General features: G+C 64.9%; 23 protein-coding genes and 2 riboswitches. Of the genes, 14 read left to right on the top strand and 9 right to left on the bottom strand.

The genetic code is table 11. From position 1 onward, the window contains the following. Positions 1 to 21: 21 nt before the first annotated feature. From JYU29_RS07885 to cobD, 3 genes are read right to left on the bottom strand one after another with little or no spacing between them, the layout of a single operon-like run. On the bottom strand, positions 22 to 441 hold the full coding sequence (locus tag JYU29_RS07885) for a pyridoxamine 5'-phosphate oxidase family protein (protein WP_213984112.1): 420 nt from the start codon (positions 439 to 441) through the stop codon (positions 22 to 24). A gap of 59 nt (positions 442 to 500) precedes the next feature. Beyond that, the gene (locus tag JYU29_RS07880) at positions 501 to 1,019 is read right to left on the bottom strand and encodes a tyrosine phosphatase family protein (RefSeq protein ID WP_213984111.1); all 519 of its coding nucleotides are present in this window, start codon (positions 1,017 to 1,019) and stop codon (positions 501 to 503) included. Further along, entirely contained in the window at positions 1,016 to 2,044 is a 1,029-nt protein-coding gene (gene cobD, locus JYU29_RS07875) for a threonine-phosphate decarboxylase CobD (RefSeq protein WP_213984110.1), read from the bottom strand. Before cobD ends, JYU29_RS07880 begins: the two co-directional genes overlap by 4 nt. Here cobD and cbiB point away from each other — a divergent pair. After that, positions 2,043 to 3,014 carry an adenosylcobinamide-phosphate synthase CbiB gene (gene cbiB, locus JYU29_RS07870; protein ID WP_213984109.1) on the top strand — a complete coding sequence of 324 codons (972 nt, stop codon included), beginning with the start codon at positions 2,043 to 2,045 and terminating at the stop codon, positions 3,012 to 3,014. The genes cobD and cbiB overlap by 2 nt on opposite strands. Here the strand turns inward: cbiB and JYU29_RS07865 are convergent. The 5 genes from JYU29_RS07865 to JYU29_RS07845 are packed head-to-tail and all read right to left on the bottom strand — an operon-like array spanning position 2,998 to position 6,553. Then, on the bottom strand, positions 2,998 to 4,461 hold the full coding sequence (locus JYU29_RS07865; RefSeq protein WP_213984108.1) for a cobyric acid synthase: 1,464 nt from the start codon (positions 4,459 to 4,461) through the stop codon (positions 2,998 to 3,000). The genes cbiB and JYU29_RS07865 overlap by 17 nt on opposite strands. A gap of 4 nt (positions 4,462 to 4,465) precedes the next feature. After that, on the bottom strand, positions 4,466 to 5,080 hold the full coding sequence (cobO, locus tag JYU29_RS07860; RefSeq protein WP_213984107.1) for a cob(I)yrinic acid a,c-diamide adenosyltransferase: 615 nt from the start codon (positions 5,078 to 5,080) through the stop codon (positions 4,466 to 4,468). Further along, the gene (gene cobU, locus JYU29_RS07855) at positions 5,081 to 5,605 is read right to left on the bottom strand and encodes a bifunctional adenosylcobinamide kinase/adenosylcobinamide-phosphate guanylyltransferase (RefSeq protein WP_213984106.1); all 525 of its coding nucleotides are present in this window, start codon (positions 5,603 to 5,605) and stop codon (positions 5,081 to 5,083) included. Then, complete coding sequence (locus JYU29_RS07850; RefSeq protein WP_213984105.1) at positions 5,598 to 6,350, bottom strand: CbtA family protein; 753 nt, start codon at positions 6,348 to 6,350, stop codon at positions 5,598 to 5,600. Before JYU29_RS07850 ends, cobU begins: the two co-directional genes overlap by 8 nt. Positions 6,351 to 6,364: 14 nt before the next feature. Further along, complete coding sequence (locus JYU29_RS07845) at positions 6,365 to 6,553, bottom strand: CbtB domain-containing protein (protein WP_213984104.1); 189 nt, start codon at positions 6,551 to 6,553, stop codon at positions 6,365 to 6,367. Between the two features lie 33 nt (positions 6,554 to 6,586). Then, positions 6,587 to 6,776: riboswitch (cobalamin riboswitch) on the bottom strand. 94 nt (positions 6,777 to 6,870) lie between these two features. Beyond that, a riboswitch (cobalamin riboswitch) is annotated at positions 6,871 to 7,073 on the top strand. Between the two features lie 41 nt (positions 7,074 to 7,114). Between JYU29_RS07845 and JYU29_RS07840 the strand changes: the two genes are divergently transcribed. The 7 genes from JYU29_RS07840 to JYU29_RS07810 are packed head-to-tail and all read left to right on the top strand — an operon-like array spanning position 7,115 to position 15,239. After that, complete coding sequence (locus JYU29_RS07840; protein ID WP_250157210.1) at positions 7,115 to 7,537, top strand: DUF1636 family protein; 423 nt, start codon at positions 7,115 to 7,117, stop codon at positions 7,535 to 7,537. Continuing rightward, positions 7,534 to 8,571 (top strand): cobalamin biosynthesis protein CobW, encoded by a 1,038-nt coding sequence (gene cobW, locus JYU29_RS07835; RefSeq protein ID WP_213984103.1) that lies wholly within the window; start codon positions 7,534 to 7,536, stop codon positions 8,569 to 8,571. Before JYU29_RS07840 ends, cobW begins: the two co-directional genes overlap by 4 nt. Positions 8,572 to 8,577: 6 nt before the next feature. Further along, on the top strand, positions 8,578 to 11,868 hold the full coding sequence (cobN, locus tag JYU29_RS07830) for a cobaltochelatase subunit CobN (protein WP_213984102.1): 3,291 nt from the start codon (positions 8,578 to 8,580) through the stop codon (positions 11,866 to 11,868). Continuing rightward, entirely contained in the window at positions 11,865 to 13,079 is a 1,215-nt protein-coding gene (gene cobG / locus JYU29_RS07825) for a precorrin-3B synthase (protein WP_213984101.1), read from the top strand. Before cobN ends, cobG begins: the two co-directional genes overlap by 4 nt. Beyond that, positions 13,076 to 13,705 (top strand): precorrin-8X methylmutase, encoded by a 630-nt coding sequence (locus JYU29_RS07820; RefSeq protein WP_213984100.1) that lies wholly within the window; start codon positions 13,076 to 13,078, stop codon positions 13,703 to 13,705. The genes cobG and JYU29_RS07820 overlap by 4 nt, the downstream gene beginning before the upstream one ends. After that, positions 13,702 to 14,481, top strand: coding sequence for a precorrin-2 C(20)-methyltransferase (locus tag JYU29_RS07815; protein ID WP_213984099.1), 780 nt, complete (start codon positions 13,702 to 13,704; stop codon positions 14,479 to 14,481). The genes JYU29_RS07820 and JYU29_RS07815 overlap by 4 nt, the downstream gene beginning before the upstream one ends. Beyond that, on the top strand, positions 14,478 to 15,239 hold the full coding sequence (locus tag JYU29_RS07810; RefSeq protein WP_213984098.1) for a precorrin-3B C(17)-methyltransferase: 762 nt from the start codon (positions 14,478 to 14,480) through the stop codon (positions 15,237 to 15,239). Before JYU29_RS07815 ends, JYU29_RS07810 begins: the two co-directional genes overlap by 4 nt. On the opposite strand, the gene JYU29_RS07805 is transcribed toward JYU29_RS07810, so the two are convergent. Then, positions 15,206 to 15,970 carry a cobalt-precorrin-6A reductase gene (locus JYU29_RS07805; RefSeq protein ID WP_213984097.1) on the bottom strand — a complete coding sequence of 255 codons (765 nt, stop codon included), beginning with the start codon at positions 15,968 to 15,970 and terminating at the stop codon, positions 15,206 to 15,208. The two genes, JYU29_RS07810 and JYU29_RS07805, sit on opposite strands and share 34 nt — an antisense overlap. On the opposite strand from JYU29_RS07805, the gene cbiE reads away from it, so the two are divergent. The 6 genes from cbiE to cobS are packed head-to-tail and all read left to right on the top strand — an operon-like array spanning position 15,969 to position 21,237. After that, positions 15,969 to 17,210 carry a precorrin-6y C5,15-methyltransferase (decarboxylating) subunit CbiE gene (gene cbiE / locus JYU29_RS07800; protein WP_213984096.1) on the top strand — a complete coding sequence of 414 codons (1,242 nt, stop codon included), beginning with the start codon at positions 15,969 to 15,971 and terminating at the stop codon, positions 17,208 to 17,210. The two genes, JYU29_RS07805 and cbiE, sit on opposite strands and share 2 nt — an antisense overlap. Continuing rightward, on the top strand, positions 17,207 to 17,590 hold the full coding sequence (locus JYU29_RS07795) for a cobalamin biosynthesis protein (protein WP_213984095.1): 384 nt from the start codon (positions 17,207 to 17,209) through the stop codon (positions 17,588 to 17,590). The genes cbiE and JYU29_RS07795 overlap by 4 nt, the downstream gene beginning before the upstream one ends. Further along, positions 17,590 to 18,354, top strand: a complete 765-nt coding sequence (gene cobM, locus JYU29_RS07790; protein WP_213984094.1) for a precorrin-4 C(11)-methyltransferase — start codon at positions 17,590 to 17,592, stop codon at positions 18,352 to 18,354. Before JYU29_RS07795 ends, cobM begins: the two co-directional genes overlap by 1 nt. Next, positions 18,351 to 19,154 carry a uroporphyrinogen-III C-methyltransferase gene (gene cobA, locus JYU29_RS07785; protein ID WP_213984093.1) on the top strand — a complete coding sequence of 268 codons (804 nt, stop codon included), beginning with the start codon at positions 18,351 to 18,353 and terminating at the stop codon, positions 19,152 to 19,154. The genes cobM and cobA overlap by 4 nt, the downstream gene beginning before the upstream one ends. Beyond that, the gene (locus JYU29_RS07780; RefSeq protein ID WP_213984092.1) at positions 19,151 to 20,464 is read left to right on the top strand and encodes a cobyrinic acid a,c-diamide synthase CobB; all 1,314 of its coding nucleotides are present in this window, start codon (positions 19,151 to 19,153) and stop codon (positions 20,462 to 20,464) included. The genes cobA and JYU29_RS07780 overlap by 4 nt, the downstream gene beginning before the upstream one ends. Next, a complete protein-coding gene (cobS, locus tag JYU29_RS07775) occupies positions 20,461 to 21,237 on the top strand; it encodes an adenosylcobinamide-GDP ribazoletransferase (protein ID WP_213984091.1) in 777 nt (258 codons plus the stop codon). Before JYU29_RS07780 ends, cobS begins: the two co-directional genes overlap by 4 nt. The last annotated feature ends 6 nt before the right edge of the window (positions 21,238 to 21,243 follow it).

Here is a 21,243-nt window from a genome sequence, read left to right as displayed (position 1 = left end):
CATCAAACGTTCCGCTTCGGATCAGAAGTCGCTGAACTCGCCGGCGTCTTCGCCCTTCCACCATTTCAGGCGGTCGGCCTCGACCTTGATCATCACGATGTTCGGCGTATCGATGCCGTCCTCGAACCACTTGTCGAGATCCGGATTCCAGTGCGCCTGGAACTCTTCCTTGTCGCGGATCAGGTCGGCATCGCCGGACACGGCAACGTAGAAGCCGTCGGCGCCGGAGAAGCCGAGCGTCACGGCGGGCTCTTCCTCGATATCGGCGACCATGCGCGATTCTTCATAGGTGAAGTAGTAGGAGTCACCGTCGAAATCGACGTCGCCATTGTTGCTCATCGGGCGGCTTGCCAGGCTTCCGTCTTCGGTGACGGTCGTCAGCATCGCGATGTCGATGCCCTTCATCTTGGCGGCGATCTCTTCGAGCGTCTTCTCGGCCATGACCTGTCTCCTTGTTGGCGGCGCTCAACCGGCAGAAACGGTCTTGGTTCCGAAACGTCTCAATCTTCCTGTTGATTTTCGAGCAGGACGAACGGCGTGCCTGCGAAAGCCTCGGCACCCCGGCCGATGGCGCGGATCGCAGCGATCATCCGACCTTCGCGTCCAAGCAACGCATCGGCCAGCGCGACAATGCGCGGGTTTGGCGTCGCCGAAGGTGAAAGGCGCCGCAACACCTGCGCCAACGCCTGTTCGTCCATACCAGGCCGAAGAGCGGCCGCGATCACGTAAGCCGCCGCCGTCGAGCGGCTGATGCCGGCATAGCAGTGGATCAGGATCGGATCGTCTTCGGTCACCCGCTCGCCGAAAGCCAGGATCGCCGCAACCTGTTCGCGTGACGGCGCGACATAGCCCTCGCGCTCCTCCGCGATGTCATGCATGGCAAGCTGAAGATAATCGTCGGGCTCGATGCCAGCCGGCCGCTCGAACGTCGCTCCGATCGACTGCAGCGAAATAACCCGCCGCGCCTTCGAAGCAGCCAGCGTTTCCGGCAGGTGCGACAGCGGCGTAACGTGGATCATGCCTCGGCTCCAAACGTGGCGAGGGCTGCATCCAGTCGGCTGAACGCACCGTCATCCGCCGGCAATCCGATCCGCAAGACATCGTCGGCAAAGCGGAAGGGTCGCACCAGAATGCCGTGCTCGCCGAGATGACGGTACAAGGCGCTCGCATGGGGACATCGAACAAAGCGGAACAGGCTCGTTCCCCCGACGATCTCCAACCCGCCAGCGCGCAGCACACCGTCGAGCCGCTCTGCTTCGCCCATCAGCTGCCGCCGCATGGCCAACTTCCAGGCGTCGTCGGCCAGCGCCTGCCTGGCAATATGCAGCGTCGGCCCCGCCACCGCCCAAGGTCCAAGCTGCGCGTTCAGCCACGCCGCGCGTTCTTCTTCGGCCAGAACAAACCCCAATCGAACCCCGGCCAACCCATAGAACTTGCCAAAGGAGCGCAGCACCACCAGCCCGCCTTGGCCGACATCGTTAGCCACGCTTTCTCCAGCCGAACCAGCCTCCATGAAGGCCTCGTCCACCACGAGCAAACCGCCTTTGGCATGAAGATGCCGCGCAAGATCGAGCACCTGCGCGCGCGCAACCACACGTCCAGTGGGATTGTTGGGGTTCACGATCACGGCCAGATCGGATTGGTAAAGCTCATCGAGCGTACCGGTTTCTGTGACCTCGTGCCCGACCAGAGCAGCCGCACGCGCATGTTCCGCGTAGGTCGGCGACAGCACCGCCGTGCGACCCGGCTGCACCAGCCGCATCACCAGCGGCAGCATGATCTGCGTGCCCGGACCACAAACAATACAGGCCGGATCGGCCACGCCGAAGGTCTGCGCCGCCAGCTTTGCCAACCCATCCGTTTCAGCCGGCTCCGGCAGGCGCGAGAAGGCGGTGGCGGGCAGGGGCGAAAACGGATAGGCGTGCGGATTGATACCCGTGGACAGGTCGATCCATGGCCGGGCAGCCTGCGGAAACTGCGCTTCGGCGCGCGCCAGGCTGCCGCCATGGTCCGGCACATCCGACACTTCAGCCTGGTTGCGCATGTTTGTCCTGCTCGCCTTTCTTTCTTTGATCCTCGAACTCGCGCTTGGCTATCCCAACCGCCTGTTCGCCGCCATCGGCCATCCCGTGACCTGGATCGGCGCGCTGATCTCGCGGCTGGAACGGATGCTCAACCGGACCGACTTCAGCAATGCCACCCGCAAGACCAATGGCGTGCTGACGCTGGTCCTGTTGCTCATCATTGCCGGCGGCATCGGCTTTGCCATCCAGACCGTGCTCGGCCATGGCTGGGCGCTGCTTCTCACCGCCCTCATCGCCAGCAGCCTCTTGGCGCAGCGCAGCCTCGCGACCCATGTTCAGGCCGTCGCCCAAGCACTGGAAGCCGAAGGCCTGACCGGCGGCCGCCGCGCCGTTTCCATGATCGTCGGTCGCGATCCCGAACAGCTGGACGAACCAGCCGTTTGTCGCGCCGCTATCGAAAGCCTCGCGGAAAACTTTTCCGACGGCATCGTCGCGCCGGCCTTCTGGTTGGCTGTGGGCGGGCTTGCCGGCGGTGCGGCCTATAAGGCCGTCAACACGGCCGACTCCATGATCGGCCACAAGAACGCGCGTTATCAGCACTTCGGCTGGGCATCCGCGCGCTTCGACGACCTGATCAATCTGCCGGCCTCGCGCCTGACCGCGCTTCTGGTGATCGCTGCCGCCGCAATCCTGCCCGGCTGTTCCGCTTGGGGTGCATGGCGTGCGGTGCGGCGCGATTCGGCCAAGCATCGTTCGCCGAATGCCGGCTGGCCGGAAACCGCCTTTGCCGGTGCGTTGGGTCTCGCCTTGAACGGCCCCCGGTCTTACGGCGGGGTTCAGGTCAACGATGCTTTCATGGGTGAGGGTGGCCGTCGCGATGCGACCGCTGCCGACATTCGCCGCGCGCTGCGTCTTTACTGGACCGCCGATCTTCTGATGGTTGCGCTGGCCGGCGTGGTCGCGCTGGCGCTCTTCACCTGGCATGGCTGAGCATCGCATCCAGATCGAGGAAGCGCTCGCAATGCGCCGCCAGTCCATCCAGCACCTGATCGACACCGGCATCGTAATCGGCCAGCTGCGACGTGCCGCCGAGCTTTTCCAGCCACGCCGCGCGCTGCCTGTCATCGGCAAAGAAGCCATGCACATAAGTGCCGGACACCAGTCCATTCGCTGACACCGCGCCGTCCAAACGCCCGTCGCCCAGTCGCGCAAACGGCTTGGCCACGCCCGGACCTTGCGTGCGCCCGACATGCATCTCATAGCCTCGGAAAGAGGTCCCATCGGCCGTTTTGCCGGTCACAGGATGCAGCGCCTTGTCCGATGTCAGCACCGTTTCGACGTCGAGCAATCCGAGCGCTTCCACCGACCCAGCCGGCCCCTCGATGCCATCTGGATCGTTGATCGTGCGGCCCAGCATCTGAAAGCCGCCGCATAGGCCCAGCACATGCCCGCCGCGCCGAATATGCGCCTGCAGATCGATGCCGAACCCGGCCTCCTTGAGCACCTTCAGGTCGGCAATGGTTGCCTTGGATCCCGGCAGAAGCACGAGATCCGCATCGCCGGGCAGGGCCGTTCCCGGCCACACGCGAACGAGCTCCACATCGGGCTCGGCGTCCAGCGGATCGAGATCGTCGAAGTTGGAGATCGAGGGCAGGATCGGCACGGCAATCCGCACTTTGCCGGATGCTGCCTTGCGCGCCGACTTTGCCGTCAGCGCCAGCGCATCTTCCGCCGGCAAACGCCGCGCATCCTCAAAATGCGGCAGCAAGCCAAAGGCGCGCCAGCCCGTTTGCTCGGCAATCGTCACCATGCCGGCATCGAACAGGGTAGGGTCGCCACGAAAGCGGTTCACGAGAAAGCCGCAGATCATCGCGGCATCATGCCCATCGACCACATGCTTCGTGCCCACAAGGCTGGCGATCACCCCGCCGCGATCGATGTCGCCGATCAGCACCACCGGCACATCGGCCGCGCGCGCAAAGCCCATATTGGCGATGTCGTTGGCACGCAGATTGACCTCGGAGGCACTGCCTGCACCTTCCACCAGAACAAGGTCCGCCTCAGCCTTCAAGCGCCCGAAACTCTCCAGAACCTGCGGCATCAAGGCGGCCTTCATGCCCTGATAAGCGCGCGCATCGGCATTGCCGATCACCTTGCCCTGCACCACCACCTGCGCGCCGACCTGGCTTTGCGGCTTGAGCAGGATCGGGTTCATATGGACGGTCAACGGCGTGCGGCAGGCCAGCGCCTGCAGCGCCTGCGCCCGGCCGATCTCGCCGCCATCATCCGTCACCGCAGCATTGTTGGACATGTTCTGCGGCTTGAACGGTCGAACGGTCAGCCCGCGATTAACAAAGGCGCGGCAAAGGCCGGCCACCACCAGCGATTTTCCGACATCGGAGCCGGTGCCCTGGAACATGAGCGCACGCGCGGCCATCGCGCTAGAACTCGATGCCCTGCTGCGCCTTCACGCCGGCCTTGAAGTGGTGCTTCGTGGCCGTCATCTCCGTCACCAGATCCGCCGCTTCAACCAGCGCCGGCTTGGCATTGCGGCCTGTCACCACGACATGCAGGTCAGGACGCCGCGCGCTGAGGGTCGCCACCACCTGTTGGAGATCGAGATACTCGTAGCGCAGCGCGATGTTGAGCTCGTCCAGCACCACCAGCCCGATCGTCGGATCGGCCAGCAGCTCCTCCGCCTTCGCCCAGGCGCGTTCCGCCGCTGCGATGTCGCGCTGGAGATCCTGCGTTTCCCAGGTGAAGCCTTCGCCCATCGTGTGCCACACGACCTGATCGCCGAAGCGCTTGAACGCGTCCATCTCGCCGGTATGCCACGCGCCCTTCACGAACTGCACGACACCGACGCGCTTGTTATAGCCCAGCATCCGCAAGGCCAGTCCGAACGCCGCCGTCGTCTTGCCCTTGCCGGGACCGGTATTGACGATCAGCAGGCCCTTTTCGACCGTCTTTTCGGCTACTTCGGCGTCCTGGACCTGCTTGCGCTTTTCCATCTTCGCCTTGTGGCGGGCGGCTTCTTCAGCGTCGATCTCGGTCATTCACTTCACTTTCATCGGTAGGCCGGCCACCATGAACAGAACCTCGTCGGCCAACGCCGCGATCTTCTGGTTGAGCCGGCCTTGTTCGTCGCGGAAGCGGCGCGCCAGCGCATTTTCCGGGACGATGCTCAGGCCCACTTCGTTGGAAACGGCATACCAGCGGCCCGTCGGCCTTGCCAGAACCCCGCACAATTCGGTCACCGCGGCTTCGACATCGTGGTCAGCCAGCATGACGTTGGTCAGCCACAGCGTCAGGCAATCGAGCAGCACAGGCGCTCCAGCCGGCAAGGCGCGCAGCGTGCCCGCCAAGTCGAGCGGCGCGTTCAGCGTTTGCCAGCCTTGAGCGCGCCGATCCCGATGATGCGCGACCCGCTCGCGCATCTCGTCATCAAAGGCCTGCGCCGTGGCGATGTAGGTCCAGGGCGCGGGCAGGGCTGTGATCAGCCGCTCGGCGTGCAAGCTCTTGCCGGAGCGCGCGCCGCCGAGCAGAAAAGTCAGCCGGTTTTGTGTGGTCTCGTCAGGCAAGCCGCGGCCTTGCAACGACGCTACGGTCCAGCATACGGCCGCGCAGCAGTGCCGTCGCAACCCCAAGCACGGCCCAGAACACCAGGTTCGTCACGGTCACCGCCACCACGAACTGATGATGCAGCCCTTCGGGTACCGGCGAGTCGTGGTTCACCGGCTGCGGTGCGCCGATCAGATGCGGTGCCACTAAAAGCGCGATGCCAATGATCGCCAGCCACGATGCTCGGCCATAAACCACCAGCGCCAATCCGGCCGCCGTTGCCGCCACCGTGCCCGTCCACCACACCTGCCGCGCGGTCAAATCGGCGGCGGGCATCGCCGGCAGTTCCGGTGGAAGACCGAGGCCGGGCGCCAGCGTGAAGATCGCAAAGCCCGCGAAGCCCCAAAGAAGTCCTTGCCGCAGCGTGGTGATGCCGCTTGTGAACTCCGAGGCAACCACCAGAAGCAGCGCGAAGCCGATGCCGGTCACGATGTTGGCGAGCGTCGTATAAGCCGTGCGCTCGAAGCCATCGGCCGGCGCCCAACCATCTTCGTCATGAACATGGGCGGGCGCTCCCGCCGCATGGCTATGTCCGGCGCCAGCCTCGGCTGCACCATGCTCATGCGCTTGCGGTGCAGCACCTTCAAAGGTTTCCGCCTGCAGGATCAGCGGAACGGTGGACGTGATCTGAAGCGCAGTCATCACCAGACCGGCGCATAGTCCGGCCAGCGCCGCGAGAAACACGACGTTACGAAAAAGGGTCATGATGTCATCCCTGGTTAGTGGCAGGGAAAGGCCATGGAATGGCGATAATCGTGGCCGGCATTGTGCACGGCTTCGATATGCGAGAAGCCGACGAAGCCGATCACCAGAAGGCCCAGGAGGGCGGCCATCATCAGGGGCAGGGCCTGGACCTGCGTATGCGTTTGAACCGATGCACCGGCAGGCGCGAGCGTTGTAGTCGTCATGATCATCCTTCCGCCCTCCACCCGAGGGCACGTTGTCATTTCATGTCGGCGGCAGGTTTCCTGGCTCGCGACTCCGGCGCTTTGACCGACCTTCCCGGAGCAGGCTCCAGTGGTGTTTTGGCAAAGCTCGTCGCTTACAGTTGCGGGGGCAGCCGCGGCATCGGAGCAAGTCCTCACCGCGTTCCCTTGATCCCTTGCGGGAACCGTCGACCCGGTCACCATAGAGCTTTCACGATGTCGTGCAATCGGATTCGCGACATGCCCTGGCGGCCTAGTGGCCTGCAAAGTCGTCGCGTTGACAGCCGCTCGCGCCAGGCCGTACAAGCGTGTTCGACGGTCTGCCGGCCGCAACGCCGGGAGCTAAGAGGGAATGCGGTACGCGAAAGCCAATCCGCAGCTGTCCCCGCAACTGTGATCGGGTGAGCGCTTCTTCCGAAAGCCACTGGGCGACAAGCCTGGGAAGGTGGAAGGATCGCGATGATCCGAGAGCCAGGAGACCTGCCGTCCGCATTTTGATCCTGAACATGTCCGGCGGGCGATCCGGGCGAGGAGACTGGAATCTTGGCGGCAGTTCGACCGGCGATCCCAAACGTGCCCGACCCGGCTTGTGAGCCGGCTGCGGTGACCATTGTCGTGTGCCGCTCCTGTCGGTTGCGCGACATGCCGGCGGACGGTGTTCGTCCCGGCGTGCGCCTGCTCGAAGCCGTCAGCGAAGCGGCAAGGAACACCGACATCTCCGTCAAGAGCGCTGGCTGCCTCGGCAATTGCCGGCGCGGCATCAGCGTTGCCATGCTGCGGCCGGGAGGCTGGAGCTACCTGTTCGGCGAACTTGAGGAAACCAGCGCGGATGACATTCTAGCCGGCGCTGCGCTCTTTGCGACGTCATCTGACGGGTTCATGCCGTTTGGCGCCCGTCCAGAAGCCTTGAAGCGCGGTTTGATCGCGCGCATACCCACATTCGACCACCTGAAGGACCTCCCATGAGCGTTTCAGCCGACCGCACTCCCTGCACCGTCGTCACCGGCTTTCTTGGAGCGGGCAAGACCACGCTGCTGCGCTCCATGCTGGAGAAATCCGGCAACAAGCGCATCGCCATCATCGTCAACGAGTTCGGCGATGTCGGCATCGACGGCGAGATCCTCAAGAGCTGCGGTGTCGAGAACTGCCCGGACGAGAACATCGTCGAGCTCGCCAATGGCTGCATCTGCTGCACGGTGGCCGATGATTTCGCGCCAGCGCTCGACCAGATCCTCGCCCTCGAGCCGAAGGTCGATCACATCCTGATCGAGACCTCCGGTCTGGCGCTGCCCAAGCCGCTGATCCAGGCCTTCCAGTGGCCCGCGATCAAAAACCGCGTCACCGTCGATGGCGTCGTGGCCGTGGTGGACGGTCCGGCGCTGGCCGAGGGCAAGGTCGCGTCTGACATGGATGCCCTGCAGGCGCAGCGCGTGGCCGACGAGTCGCTCGACCATGACGATCCGGTGGATGAAGTCTTCAACGACCAGATCGCCTGCGCCGACCTCATCGTTCTGTCGAAGAGTGACCTGCTCGACAGCGACGCGCTCGGCCGCGCCGAAGCCCGCATCGCAGAGCATCTCCCGCGCGCGGTCAAGATCGTGCAGTCCGCGCATGGCCAGATCGATCCGGCTGTGTTTCTCGGCCTCGGCCTTGCGGTGGAAGACGACATCGAAAACCGCAAGACCAGCCATGACGGCCATTTCGATCACGAGCATGACGACTTCGACACCTTCATCGTCGAGCTGCCCGCGATCACCGATCCCGATGCGCTCGCCGCAAAGGTGGCAAAGGCAGCGGAGACGGAAAACGTGCTGCGCCTGAAGGGTTTTGCCGAGGTCTCCGGCAAGCCGATGCGCCTCCTTGTCCAGGCTGTCGGTCCACGCGTCGCGCACTACTATGATCGTCCCTGGAAGTCGGATGAAACGCGCGGCACGCGGCTGGTGGTGATTGGCCTGAAGGGGCTGGATCGTCAGGCGGTCGAGACCATCCTCGCCGCGTAAAAGCTCATGCACATCCTCGCAACCACGACGGCTTCGCTGGACGACCTGATCGAGCCCATCGATCTCGGTCATCAGCCTGCGGACATGGTTGCGCTGTCGTTTTCTGACAGCGATCTGGCCAGCCTTAATCGCGCCGTTCAAGCGGATGCGAGCCTGCCAGACCTGCGGCTTGCCGCCCTGCGCGATCTGCGCCACCCGATGTCGGTCGATCTCTGGGTCGATCGCATCGCGGCCAGCGCCAAGGTTATCGTGGTGCGTGTGCTGGGTGGCTATGACTGGTGGCGCTATGGCTGCGATCGCCTGAGCGAAACCGCGCGCCGTTACAACGTCAAGCTCGCGCTTCTGCCCGGCGAATGCCGCGTCGAGGACGAACGCCTCGCTTCTCTTTCCACGATGGAGCCGTCCGAGCGCCAGGCGCTGCTCGCCTGTTTCCGCGAAGGCGGGCCAGACAACATGCGCCGCGTTGTGGAGCGCATGGCAATGCTGTCGGGCCAGGAGCGCGCGGTGGAAGAAGCCGAGCCGCTTCCGCGCGCCGGCTATTATCGCCCCGACGAGCAGACCACGGGCTCGCCTGTCCTGATCCTGTTCTACCGCTCCATGCTGCTTGCCGAGGATGTCGCGCCCATCGATGCGCTTGCCGACGAGCTGAAAGCACGCGGCCTCAACCCCGTGCCGATCTACGTGTCGAGCCTGCGCGACAGCCAAGTCGAAGCCTTCCTGCGGGAGGCGGTTGCCCAGCATCACCCGTCGGCGATCCTCACCGCCACGGCCTTTGCGAGCGGCGCGGAGCCCGGCGCTGAAACCCTGTTCGATCAGTTCGGCTTGCCAGTGTTCCAGATCGTCACGGCCACGACGCGGCGCGAGGCCTGGGAAAGCGGCCAGCGCGGTTTGGCACCCGCCGATCTCGCCATGCATGTCGTCTTGCCCGAACTCGACGGCCGCATTCTTGCCGGCGCCATCTCCTTCAAGGAGCCCGGCCTGCTGCCTGGTTCGGCACAGATCAACCGCCCTGAACCCGACCGCATCGCCCACGTGGCGACCCGCATCGCCAACTATCTCCACCTGACCCAAACCCCACCGGCCGAACGCAAGATCACGATCCTCCTGCCGGATTATCCCGGTTCCGCCGGCCGCACCGGCTATGCCGTGGGCCTTGATGTTCCAGCCAGTGTGCTGGCTATGCTGGCCGATCTCCTTGCCGCTGGCTACACGGTTGGTGAGGTGCCCGAGCTTCCGCGCGAGTTGATGCGCGATCTGATTAATTCACGAGAAACGCTTGATGTCGCTAGCTATAAGCGGCTTCTTAAAGAACTACCTGAAGGCGCGCAGGCCCAGCTAGCCGAGACCTGGGGTGAACCTGAGACAGACGCTGAGGATGACGGCTTCGGCTTCCGCGCGCTTCGCTTCGGCAATGTCACGATAGCCCTCGCGCCGGACCGCGGTCGCTCTGCCGATCGGCGTGCCGACTACCACGATCCCGCTTTGCCGCCGCGTCATGCGCTTGTCGCCTTCGGCTTCTGGATGCGCGAGATCGTCGGTACCCACGCCATCATCCATGTCGGCGCGCATGGCACGCTGGAATGGTTGCCGGGCAAAACCGCAGCACTGTCGCAGAACTGTTTCCCCGAGATCGTCACCGGCGCGCTGCCGGTGATCTATCCGTTCATCGTCTCCAATCCCGGAGAAGCCGCGCAAGCCAAGCGCCGCATTGCCGCCGTCACGCTCGGCCATCTCACGCCGCCTTTGGAAGGTGCTGGCCTGTCGCCCGAGCAGCAGGAACTCGAACGCCTCGTCGACGAATACAGCCAGGCCGACGGCCTTGATCGCCGTCGCCGTGATCGGCTCGCCAAGCTCATCGTGGAAACGGCGCAGAAAACCGGGCTGGCGGGCGAAGCGGGCGTCGACGCCGCTGACGATCCCGACGCCGCCCTGGTGCGCATTGATGCCTGGCTCTGCGATCTCAAGGATTTCGCGGTCAAGGATGGCCTGCACATCTTCGGCCGCGCGGAAGGTGACGATCCGATGCGTCGCGAATGCGGGGACGCCGAGCGCACCGCATTGCTCGCCGCGCTCGATGGCCGCCATATCCGCCCCGGTCCTGCGGGTGCCCCGGCGCGTGGCCGCACCGATGTTCTGCCTACCGGGCGCAACCTCTTCACTTCCGACCCGCGCACCCTTCCGACGCCCACGGCCTTTGCCCTCGGCGAAAAGGCATCGGCCGAAGTTCTCCGATCCTATATGCAGGAACACGGAGATTGGCCGCGCGCGCTCGTCATAGACCTTTGGGGCAGCGCCTCCCTGCGCACCGGTGGCGAGGAGATCGCGCAGGGACTGGCGCTGATGGGCTGTCGTCCGCAATGGGATCCTGCCACCGGCCGCGTGACCGGCATCGAAGTTCTGCCACCGGCACAGCTCGGACGACCGCGCATCGATGTGACCTGGCGCATATCCGGCCTGTTCCGCGATATGTTCGCCACCCAGATCGCCCTGATCGATGCGGCTGTCGCAGCCGTTGCCGCGCGCGATGAAGCTGAAGGTGACAATCCGCTCGCTGCCGCAAGGCGCGACGGTCAAGTCACCGCCCGCATCTTCGGCTCTGCGCCCGGCACTTACGGCTCCGGCGTGGAAGACAAGCTCGCTTCCGGCGATTGGGACGAACGCGCCGAACTCGGCCGCGCTTATCTCGATGGCGCGTCGCATGCTTTTGGTGGCCATAGCGGCGAGGGCCGTCGGGACGGCAGCTTTGCCGACCGTCTCGTGGAAGCCGATCTTCTCGTTCACAGCGCCGACGATCCCGGCCGCGACATCCTCGAAGGTTCCGCCGACGTGGCCTTCATCGGTGGCTTCGCGGCGGCGGTCAAAGCACTCGGCGGCAAGGCCGATCTCATCGTGCTCGACACGACCAAGGCCGAAACGCCGGAGGCGCGCTCGCTCGCCCAGACCATCACCCGCACCGTGCGCGCTCGTGCTCTCAACCCGCGCTTCATCGCCGGTCAGCTGCGCCATGGTCCGCGCGGCGCTTCCGAGTTTGCCGAAACCGTTGATCGCCTCGTCGGCTTTGCCGAAACCACCGATGCCGTGCCCGGCGCGTTGATCGGCGATCTTCATACGGCTTATCTCGAAGACGACACCGTGCGCGCCTTTCTTCTGCGCGAAAACCCGGCCGCCGCCCGCTTCATCGCCGAACGCTTAGCCTCGGCGCGCAGCCGTGGTCTCTGGCATCCGCTGCGCAATTCGATCGACGACGATCTGTCTGCCCTGATTGCCGAAGCACGGGCCGGCGAGGTGGCCGCATGACCACAACCATCATCCCGCATCGCCAGCGCGGCGAATGCCCGTCTCTGTCCAAGCCGATGCCGACTGGCGACGGCCTGCTCGCGCGCATCAACCCGATCAACGGCGCCATCGCACCGGCTGACCTCTCGGGCGTCGCGCAAGCCGCAAGACGCTGCGGCAACGGTTTGCTCGAGATCACCCTGCGCGGCAGTCTGCAGATCCGCGGTCTGCGCGACGAAACCGTGTCGGACATGAACGCCGCCGTTGAAGCGCTCGGCCTCCTTATCCGCACCGGCCTTCCGCTCGACATCGCGCCGCTCGCCGGCCTTTGCGAACAAGAACACGCCGACCCGCATCCGCTTGCCGCTGCGATCCAGAACCAGACCGCGCCTTTCGCCCCCGAGCTCGGCCCGAAGGTCTCCGTCGTGGTGGATGGTGGTGGTCCATCCATGCTCGCCGGCGTCAAAGCCGATATCCGCCTGACCGCGCTCGATGCGAAGACCTGGCAGGTCGCGCTTGCCGGGGACGCTCAAACGGCTCGCTTCGTCGGCGTTTATGATGCCGAACACGCCATCCAGTCCGCCGTCGCGCTACTGCACACGATCGCTGGAGGTGGCCGCAAGACACGCGGTCGCGATCTGCTGCCGACCTACGACACGGTTCAAGCACCAGCGCAGCCGCAAGAGGGTGACACCGCCCAACTTCATCCGGGAGACATCCTGCCGCTGACCGATGGTCGCGTCGCCGCCGTGATCGCCCTGCCGTTCGGCACGGTCACCGCTGAAGCCTTGATCGGGCTGTGCGGGGAATGGCAGGCGCTCGGCATCGGCGAACTCCGCCTGTCGCCGAACCGCCTGCTGATCCTTCTGTGCGCGGACGCATCCATCGCGGAAAAAGCGATCAATCTATCCACGTCCTTCGATGTCATCACGCGGCCGGATGATCCGCGTTTGCGAATCGTTGCCTGTGCCGGAGCGCCGGCTTGCGCGTCTGGTTATCTGAACACCCATGCCTTGGGAGCCGAACTCGCTGCCAAATGCGCAAATGAAGAGGATTTGCCATTTCTTTTGCATCTTTCGGGGTGCGAAAAGGAATGTGCGAGGCCGAGCGGCACGTTCATTTCTGTGATCGGCGTCCCGGGCTCTCGCAAGATCGTCGCGAACGGGATAGTGCTCCCACCCGATTTCAGCGACAGGCTGATGACGCAAAAACCCATGCAGCGGGCTTCATGACCACGGACTACATCAAATCAGGCGACGCGATTTACGAGAAAAGCTTCGCCATCATCCGCTCCGAAGCCGATCTTTCGTTGTTTACCGAAGCGGAAGCCGATGTTGCCGTGCGCATGATCCATGCCTGCGGCGTGGTGGAAGCTGCCCGGTTCTTCCAGTTTTCTCCCACTTTCGTTGAGGTTGCCCGCGCCGCCCTCCTGAACGGCGCGCCGATCCTGTGCGACGCTGAAATGGTAGCTCAGGGCGTCACAAAAGCCCGGCTTCCCGCCACCAATCCCGTGATCTGCACGCTACGCGATCCCCGTACACCCGAACTCGCCAAGGAACTCGGCAACACCCGATCCGCCGTTGCGCTCGAGCTCTGGCGACCGCAGCTGGAAGGCGCCGTTGTCGCCATCGGCAACGCCCCGACGGCCTTGTTCTACCTCCTCGACATGATCGCCGCCGGCGCCCCGCGGCCTGCCGCCATCATCGGCATGCCGGTCGGTTTCGTCGGCGCCATGGAGTCGAAGGACGCGCTGGCTGAAAGCACATTCGGCATTCCCTTTGCCGTCGTGCGCGGCCGCATGGGTGGAAGCGCCATGACTGCGGCTGCCGTTAACGCCCTGGCGAGGCCCGGCCTATGAGCGCACCGCTTGGCAGATTGATCGGCCTCGGTACCGGCCCAGGCGATCCTGAACTCCTGACGCTGAAGGCCGCGCGCTATCTCGCCGAAGCCGATGTGGTCGCCTATTTCGCCAAGCGCGGAGCCAAGGGCAACGCGCGCACCATCGTCGAGGCGCATATGCGGCCCGGTATCATCGAACTGCCGATGATCTATCCGGTGACCACCGAGGTCCACAAGGATCACGCGGATTACATTAACCCCATCAACGACTTCTACGAAGACATTGCGAAGCAGGTCGAAGATCATCTTCGCGCCGATCGCACGGTCGTCGTCTTGTCGGAAGGCGATCCGCTGTTTTACGGATCCTACATGCATCTGCATGTGAGGCTTGCGCATCGCTACCCCACCGAGGTCGTTCCGGGGATCACCGCCATGTCCGGCTGCTGGTCGGCGACCGGCGTTCCGATCGTGCAGGGCGACGACATCTTGAGCGTTCTGCCGGGCACTCTGGACGAAAACATTCTGGCCGAGAGGCTCGTGGATACGCAGGCCGCCATCATCATGAAGGTCGGACGCAATCTCCCGAAGATCCGCCGTGCGCTGGCTGAAGCCGGCAAGCTCGACCGCGCGATCTATGTCGAGCGCGGCACCATGGCCAACATGGTGATCGCTCCTCTGGCCGACAAAGCCGACGATATCGCCCCATATTTCTCGCTCGTTCTGGTGCCCGGCTGGGCCGCCAAGCCGGGGCAGGATCTGGGTTTTGCCCTGCAGATGACGGAGGGTCTCGTATGAGTGGACGTCTCACCGTGATCGGCACCGGCCCCGGTAATCCCGATCAGATGACGCCGCAGGCGCGCAGCGCGATCGCGCAGGCCAGCGACTTTTTCGGCTACAAGCCTTATCTCGATCGCCTTCAGGTGCGCGCCGACCAGATCCTGCATGCGTCCGATAATCGCGAGGAACTCGACCGCGCCAAGGCTGCGCTGGAACTCGCCGCGTCCGGCAAGCACGTCGCCGTTGTGTCTGGTGGTGATGCCGGTGTGTTCGCCATGGCCGCGGCCATGTGCGAGGCGATCGAGCACGGTCCGGCTGAATGGCGCGACCTCGACTTCTCGGTGGTGCCGGGTGTCACAGCCATGCTCGCCGTCGCCGCCCGCGTCGGCGCGCCGCTTGGCCATGACTTCTGCACGATGTCGCTGTCCGACAATTTGAAGCCCTGGGATCTCATCGAAAACCGGCTTCTTGCCGCGGCATCCGCCGGCTTCGTGATCGCGCTCTACAACCCGATCTCCAAGGCCCGTCCGCTGCAGCTTGGCCGCGCTTTCGAGATCCTGCGCACCGTTTTGCCGCACACCGTGCCTGTGGTCTTCGGTCGCGCTGCCGGTCGTCCCGATGAGCGCATCCGGATCGTGCCGCTCAGCCAAGCCGAGCCTGATATGGCTGATATGGCCACCTGCATCCTGATCGGCTCTCCCGAAACACGGCTGATCGAACGGCCGGGCCGTGAGACGCTGGTTTATGCACCGCGCTCCGCAAAGGCCGCGACATGAGCCTCGATCCAGTCCTCGACCGATTGGACGCCGGAAACGCTCCGCGCGCCGGATGGTTGGGGGCGCTTGACCATGATCACGGGCAGCCCAAGTTTTCGTGCGGCGATGATCTTGCCGTAGGTCGCATCGCCGCCGCTGTTCTTGCTGACGACGACCTCGATGCCATGCGCGCGCATCAGCCTTTCCTCGGCCGCGGCATCGAACGGGCCACGGTCAAGGATGATCGTGGAGTTCGGCAGAACCACATCCGCTGGATCGACGCTTCTGATGATGGTGCGGTGCTGCGGATAAGCGGCAAAGGGGGCGAGCTCCTGCCGGCCGATGGTCAGAAACACCGTTCGGCCTTCACCGCTGATAGCTGCAGCGGCGGCAGCGACGTCATCCACCTCGATCCAATCGTCACCCTCAGCCTTCGTCCAGACAGGACGATCCAAGGCGAGCAACGGCGTTCCAGTCTCTTGCGCGGCTGCAAAGGCATTGGCGCTGATCTGCGCCGCGAAGGGATGGGTTGCATCAACCAGCAAGTCGACGCGCTCGGTTCGAAGAAACTCGGCCAGCCCGGCAGCACCGCCAAAGCCGCCGACACGCGTCGTAACGGCTTGTGGCAGCGGCGTCTTGGTGCGGCCGGCAAGCGACAGGGTCACGCGAAGGTCGGCGCGACCAGCCAAACGCTGCGCCAATTGCCGCGCGTCGCCGGTGCCCCCCAGGATCAAGCAATGCGGTGTGTTCATGCCGCTGCATAATCCGCTTGGGCTGTCGGCAACAGACACGAAATGGCTTTCGGTGGTCGGCATCGGTGAAGATGGCGTCAACGGCCTCTCGCCACGAGCGCGCGATCGCATCGCCCAGGCCGAGATCGTCATGGGCGGCCGTCGCCATCTCGCGCTCGCGCAAAGCCTGATCACGGGCGAGGCGCGCGCCTGGCCCGAACCCTTCGACCCCTCCATGCAGGATCTGATCGCGCTGCAAGGCCGCCAGGTTTGCGTCCTGGCATCCGGCGATCCGTTTTTGTTCGGCGTCGGCGCAACGATCGCGCGGGTGATCGATGCGGAGGAGATCGACGTTCTTCCCGCACCTTCGGCCTTCAGCCTTGCAGCGGCTCGCCTCGGCTGGGCCTTGCAGGACATCGAGACGGTCTCGCTGCATGGCCGGCCGATAGACCTGATCCGGCCGCTGCTGCATCCCGCGCGCCGTGTTCTCGCGCTGACCTCGGATGGGCAAGCGCCTGCCGCGATTGCCGCCTCCTTGCGCGAGCTCGGCTTTGGCGCGTCCCGGCTGCATGTTCTGGAAGCCCTCGGTGGTCCGCAGGAGCGTCTGACATCCTGGACTGCCACCGAACCGCTCCCGTCCTTCGATCCGCTGAATGTCCTCGCCATCGAGGTCACTGCGGGAAATGACGCCCGCATCCTGCCGCTCGGCTTCGGGCTGGCGGACGATCTGTTTGAGCATGACGGCCAGATCACCAAGCGCCCGATCCGCGCCGCAACACTTTCCGCCCTCGCGCCACGGCGGGGCGAGCTCCTGTGGGATGTCGGCGCCGGGTCCGGCTCGGTTGCGATCGAATGGATGCTGGCGCATCCGTCCATGCGCGCGATTGCCGTTGAACATGAGCCCGAGCGCGTTGCCCGCATCCGCTGCAATGCCACCCGCTTCGGCGTTCCCGGCTTGAAACTGGTGGAAGGCCGTGTGCCGGATGCGCTGTCCCACCTGCCGCAACCCGACGCGATCTTCGTTGGCGGCGGCGGTTCGGATGAAGGCACGATGGATGCTGTCGTCGCCGCGCTGAAGCCCGGCGGTCGGCTTGTCGCCAACAGCGTCACGCTTGAAATGGAAGCCGTGCTGCTGGCGCTTCATGCCCGTCTCGGCGGTGATCTCATCCAGGTCTCCGTCGCGCGTGCTTCCAAGATCGGCTCTATGAGCGGCTGGCGCCCGTCTATGCCGGTCATGCAATGGATGTGGGTGAAGCCATGATGGTTGCAGGCGTCGGCTGCACGAAAGATACGCGCGCGATGGTGGTGCTGGCTACGCTCGACACGGCCCTGGATGTCCACGGCTTCACGCGCGACGACCTCGCTCTGCTGGCGACCGTTCCCGGAAAGCGCGATGAAGCCGGTTTGATCGAAGCGGCCGAAATCCTCGGCATTCCCTTGGCCGTTCCTACAGATCAGCAGTTGAAGGCCGCAGACACGCAGGGCCTGACAAAAAGCGAGACCTCGCTTGCAGCGACGGGCCTTGGCTCGGCCAGCGAAGCGGCGGCTCTGGCAGCTTGCGGTCCCGATGCGCGCCTGCTCGGACCGCGCCTGGTACAAGACGGCGTCACCTGCGCGCTCGCCGTCAGCGGAGTGGATTGATGACCGTGCATTTCATCGGCGCCGGCCCCGGCGCGCCGGACCTCATCACGGTACGCGGCCGCGATCTCATCGCGCGCTGCCCAGTCTGCCTTTACGCCGGTTCGATCGTTCCCAGAGCACTGCTCGATTATTGCCCGCAAGATGCCCGCATCGTGGACACGGCGCCGATGTCGCTCGACGAGATCGAAGCCGAATATGCCAGCGCTCAAGCCGCAGGCCACGATGTCGCGCGGCTGCATTCCGGCGATCTGTCGGTATGGAGCGCCGTTGCCGAACAGATCCGCCGCCTCGAAAAGCTCGGCATCGACTACACGCTGACCCCCGGCGTTCCGTCCTTCGCCGCCGCAGCCGCCGCGCTCAAGCGCGAGCTGACGATCCCGGAAGTGGCGCAGAGCCTTGTGCTGACCCGTGTGTCCGGCCGTGCTTCCGCCATGCCGGCCAGCGAAAATCTGGCCGCTTTCGGCGCGACGGGCGCGACACTGGCAATCCACCTGGCCATTCATGCGCTGGATCGCGTCGTTGCAGAACTGACCCCGCTTTATGGTGCCCATTGCCCCGTCGCCATCGTCGTGCGCGCGACCTGGCCGGAAGAACGCATCCTGCGTGGCACGCTCGCCACGATTGAAGCTGAGGTTGCCGCCGATCCGATCGACCGCACGGCGCTGATCTTTGTAGGTCCGGGCCTCGGAGCCGAGGATTTCCGCGAAAGCTCACTCTATGATCCCGCTTACCAGCGCCGCTTCCGGGGCCGCGACAGCCTATGAGCCTTCCTGAAACCCTCGCGCGCCTCGATATACAGATGCCGCCTTTCGAGCCTGGGCATGTCTGGCTCGCCGGCGCGGGTCCCGGCCATCTCGCCGGCCTGACGCTGGAAGTCGTGTCGGCGCTGGGGCAGGCGGATGCGATCGTCTATGACGCGCTGGTGGATGCAGCCGTGCTCAAGGCAGGCCCGCAGGCGCAGGCGCATTATGTCGGCAAGCGCGCGGGACAGCCGTCCGCCAGCCAGACCTTCATCAACGAGCTGATCGTGAAGCTTGCCGGCGAGAACAAACGTGTCCTGCGCTTGAAGGGTGGCGATCCCAATGTGTTCGGGCGTGGCGGTGAAGAAGCCGCAGCGCTGACCGCCGCCGGCATCCCGTTCCGCTTTCTGCCGGGCGTGACCTCCGCCTTTGGTGCGCTCGCCGCTGCCGGCATGCCCGCCACGCTGCGCGGCGTGAACAAGGCGATCATCCTCGCCACCGGGCACGGCATCGATGATCAGGATCATCTGGACTGGGCGTCGCTTGCCCGCACCGGGCAGCCGCTCGTGGTTTATATGGGCATGAGCAATCTGCCGATCATCGCTGCCGGCCTGCGTGACGGCGGGCTTGCCGCAACGACGCCGGTTGCCGTCATCCAGGGCGCGACCACCGTCAAGGAGCGGCTGCTGATCTCCGACCTCGCTCGCGTCGAAGCCGATGTCCGCGCTGCCGGCATCGTGCCGCCGGCCCTAATCGTCGTCGGCGAAATCGTTCTGCAGCGCTACGCCTTGGGTTCGTTGATGCGCGAAGTCATCCTGCCGTGAGCGCGCGTGGCCTGATCATCGGCGCGCCGCGTTCCGGCTCGGGCAAGACCAGCGTCACCATCGGCCTGATGCGCGCATTGGCGCGGCGTGGTTACACGGTGCGCGGCGGCAAGTCGGGCCCGGATTATATCGATCCCGGCTTCCACCACGCCGCCACCGGCCAACCCGGCGTCAATCTCGACAGCTGGTCGATGATCCCTGATCTGCTCGACTATCTCATCAGCGAACAGGCGCAAGCCTCTGATTTCATGATCATCGAGAGCGCGATGGGCCTGTTCGACGGCATCCGCTCGGATCCCGGCCGGTCCGGGGCTGCCGCCGAGCTGGCGCGGCGCTACCGTCTGCCGACGCTCCTTGTGCTCGACATCTCCGGCCAGTCCGTCACGGCCGCTGCGGTCGCGCATGGCTTCGCCACCTTCGATCCTCAAGTGCCGATCGGCGGCGTCGTGCTCAATCAAGTCGCCAGCTCACGGCATGAGGATCAGGCGCGTGCTGCCATCGAAGCGCGCGGCATTCCTGTAGTCGGTGCGGTTTACCGAAACCCGGACATGGCTTTGCCCGAACGCCATCTCGGCCTCGTTCAGGCCAGCGAACATCAGGCGCTCGAGGCCTTTATCGATCGTCTTGCCGACACGATGGAAAAGAGCCTGAACCTCGATGCCGTGATCAAGCTTGCTCAACCGGTGGAAGCCGGCACGGGGTCGATTACCCACGCCTTACCTCCGCCCGGTCAGCGGATCGCGCTTGCCTCGGACGCCGCCTTCACCTTCGTTTATTCGCATGTCTCGCGTTTGTGGCGCGAAGCGGGTGCGGAGATCGTGCCGTTTTCGCCGCTGGCCGATGAGACGCCGGCCGAGGATTGCGACACCTGCTGGCTGCCCGGCGGCTATCCCGAACTCCATGCCGGTCGCCTTGCTGCCGCAGAAAGGTTCAAGACCGGCCTGCGCCGTTTCGCCCAAACGCGACCCGTTCATGGCGAGTGTGGGGGCTTCATGGTCTTGGGGCGGGCGCTGGAAGACGCCGACGGCGTTACCCATGCCATGACGGGCCTGCTCGGCCACGCCACAAGCTATGCCAAGCGCAAACTCAACCTCGGCTACCGACAGGCCGTGCTTGAAGCCGACTGCCCGATCGGACGCGCCGGCGAGACGGTGCGCGGCCACGAGTTTCATTATTCGCGCGTGATCGATCCCGGCAACGATGAGCCGCTGTCGCAACTCGCCGACGGCATCGGCAATGTCCTTGGACCATCGGGGGCACGACGCGGGTTTGTGTCGGGCACCTATTTCCACGCGATCGCCCGCGCATGACGGCGGGACCGGGCAGGGATCGTGACTGGATGGGCGAAATCTTCGCCTGTCTCGGCTTCTTCACGCGCCTGCCGATGCCCGCCTATCGCCTGGCGCCCGACGGGTTCAGCCGCGCTTTATGGGCTGCACCGCTCGCCGGGCTCGTTCCGGCTGTAGCCGCAACCGTCGCGCTGAGCTTCGGCCACGCCGTCGATCTGCCGCCGCTCGCTTCCGCCGGTCTGGCGCTCGTCGTGCTGCTTCTGATCACCGGCGCGCTGCATGAGGACGGCCTGTCCGACGTTGCGGATGGTTTCGGCGGCGGCTCCACGCGGGCGCGCAAGCTGGAGATCATGAAAGACAGCCGCATCGGCACCTATGGGGTCGCAGCGCTCGTTCTGTCGCTTCTCCTGCGGGCCGCGCTCCTGGCTGCGCTCGTGCCGTATGGCTTCGGGATCACGCTCGCCACGCTGATCGCGGCGCATTGTGCCTCGCGCGGCCTGCTTCCTTACACCATGCACACGCTTCCGAACGCCCGCGAAGGTGGTGTGTCCGCCGGCGTTGGGCAGGTGCCGAAAAACAGTGCCATGCTGGCGCTTCTGCTTGGCTTCTTTGCCCTGCTGCCGCTCGGGTTTGGACATGCCATTCTTGCGGCAATCCTGCTTGGCCTGATCGTTGTTTCGCTTCACAGATTGGCGCTCAGGCAGATCGGCGGCCAGACCGGCGATGTGCTTGGCATGGTCCAGCAGGTTGCAGAAGTCGGCGTCCTGATTGTTGCCGTCGCCGCGCTCCGTTAAAGGTTT

The sequence above is a fragment of the Tianweitania aestuarii genome (assembly GCF_018457165.1).
In the GTDB taxonomy this organism is placed as follows: domain Bacteria; phylum Pseudomonadota; class Alphaproteobacteria; order Rhizobiales; family Rhizobiaceae; genus Tianweitania; species Tianweitania aestuarii.
Note: the sequence above shows the minus strand (reverse complement) of the source record. Positions and strands in the feature narration are given on the sequence as shown.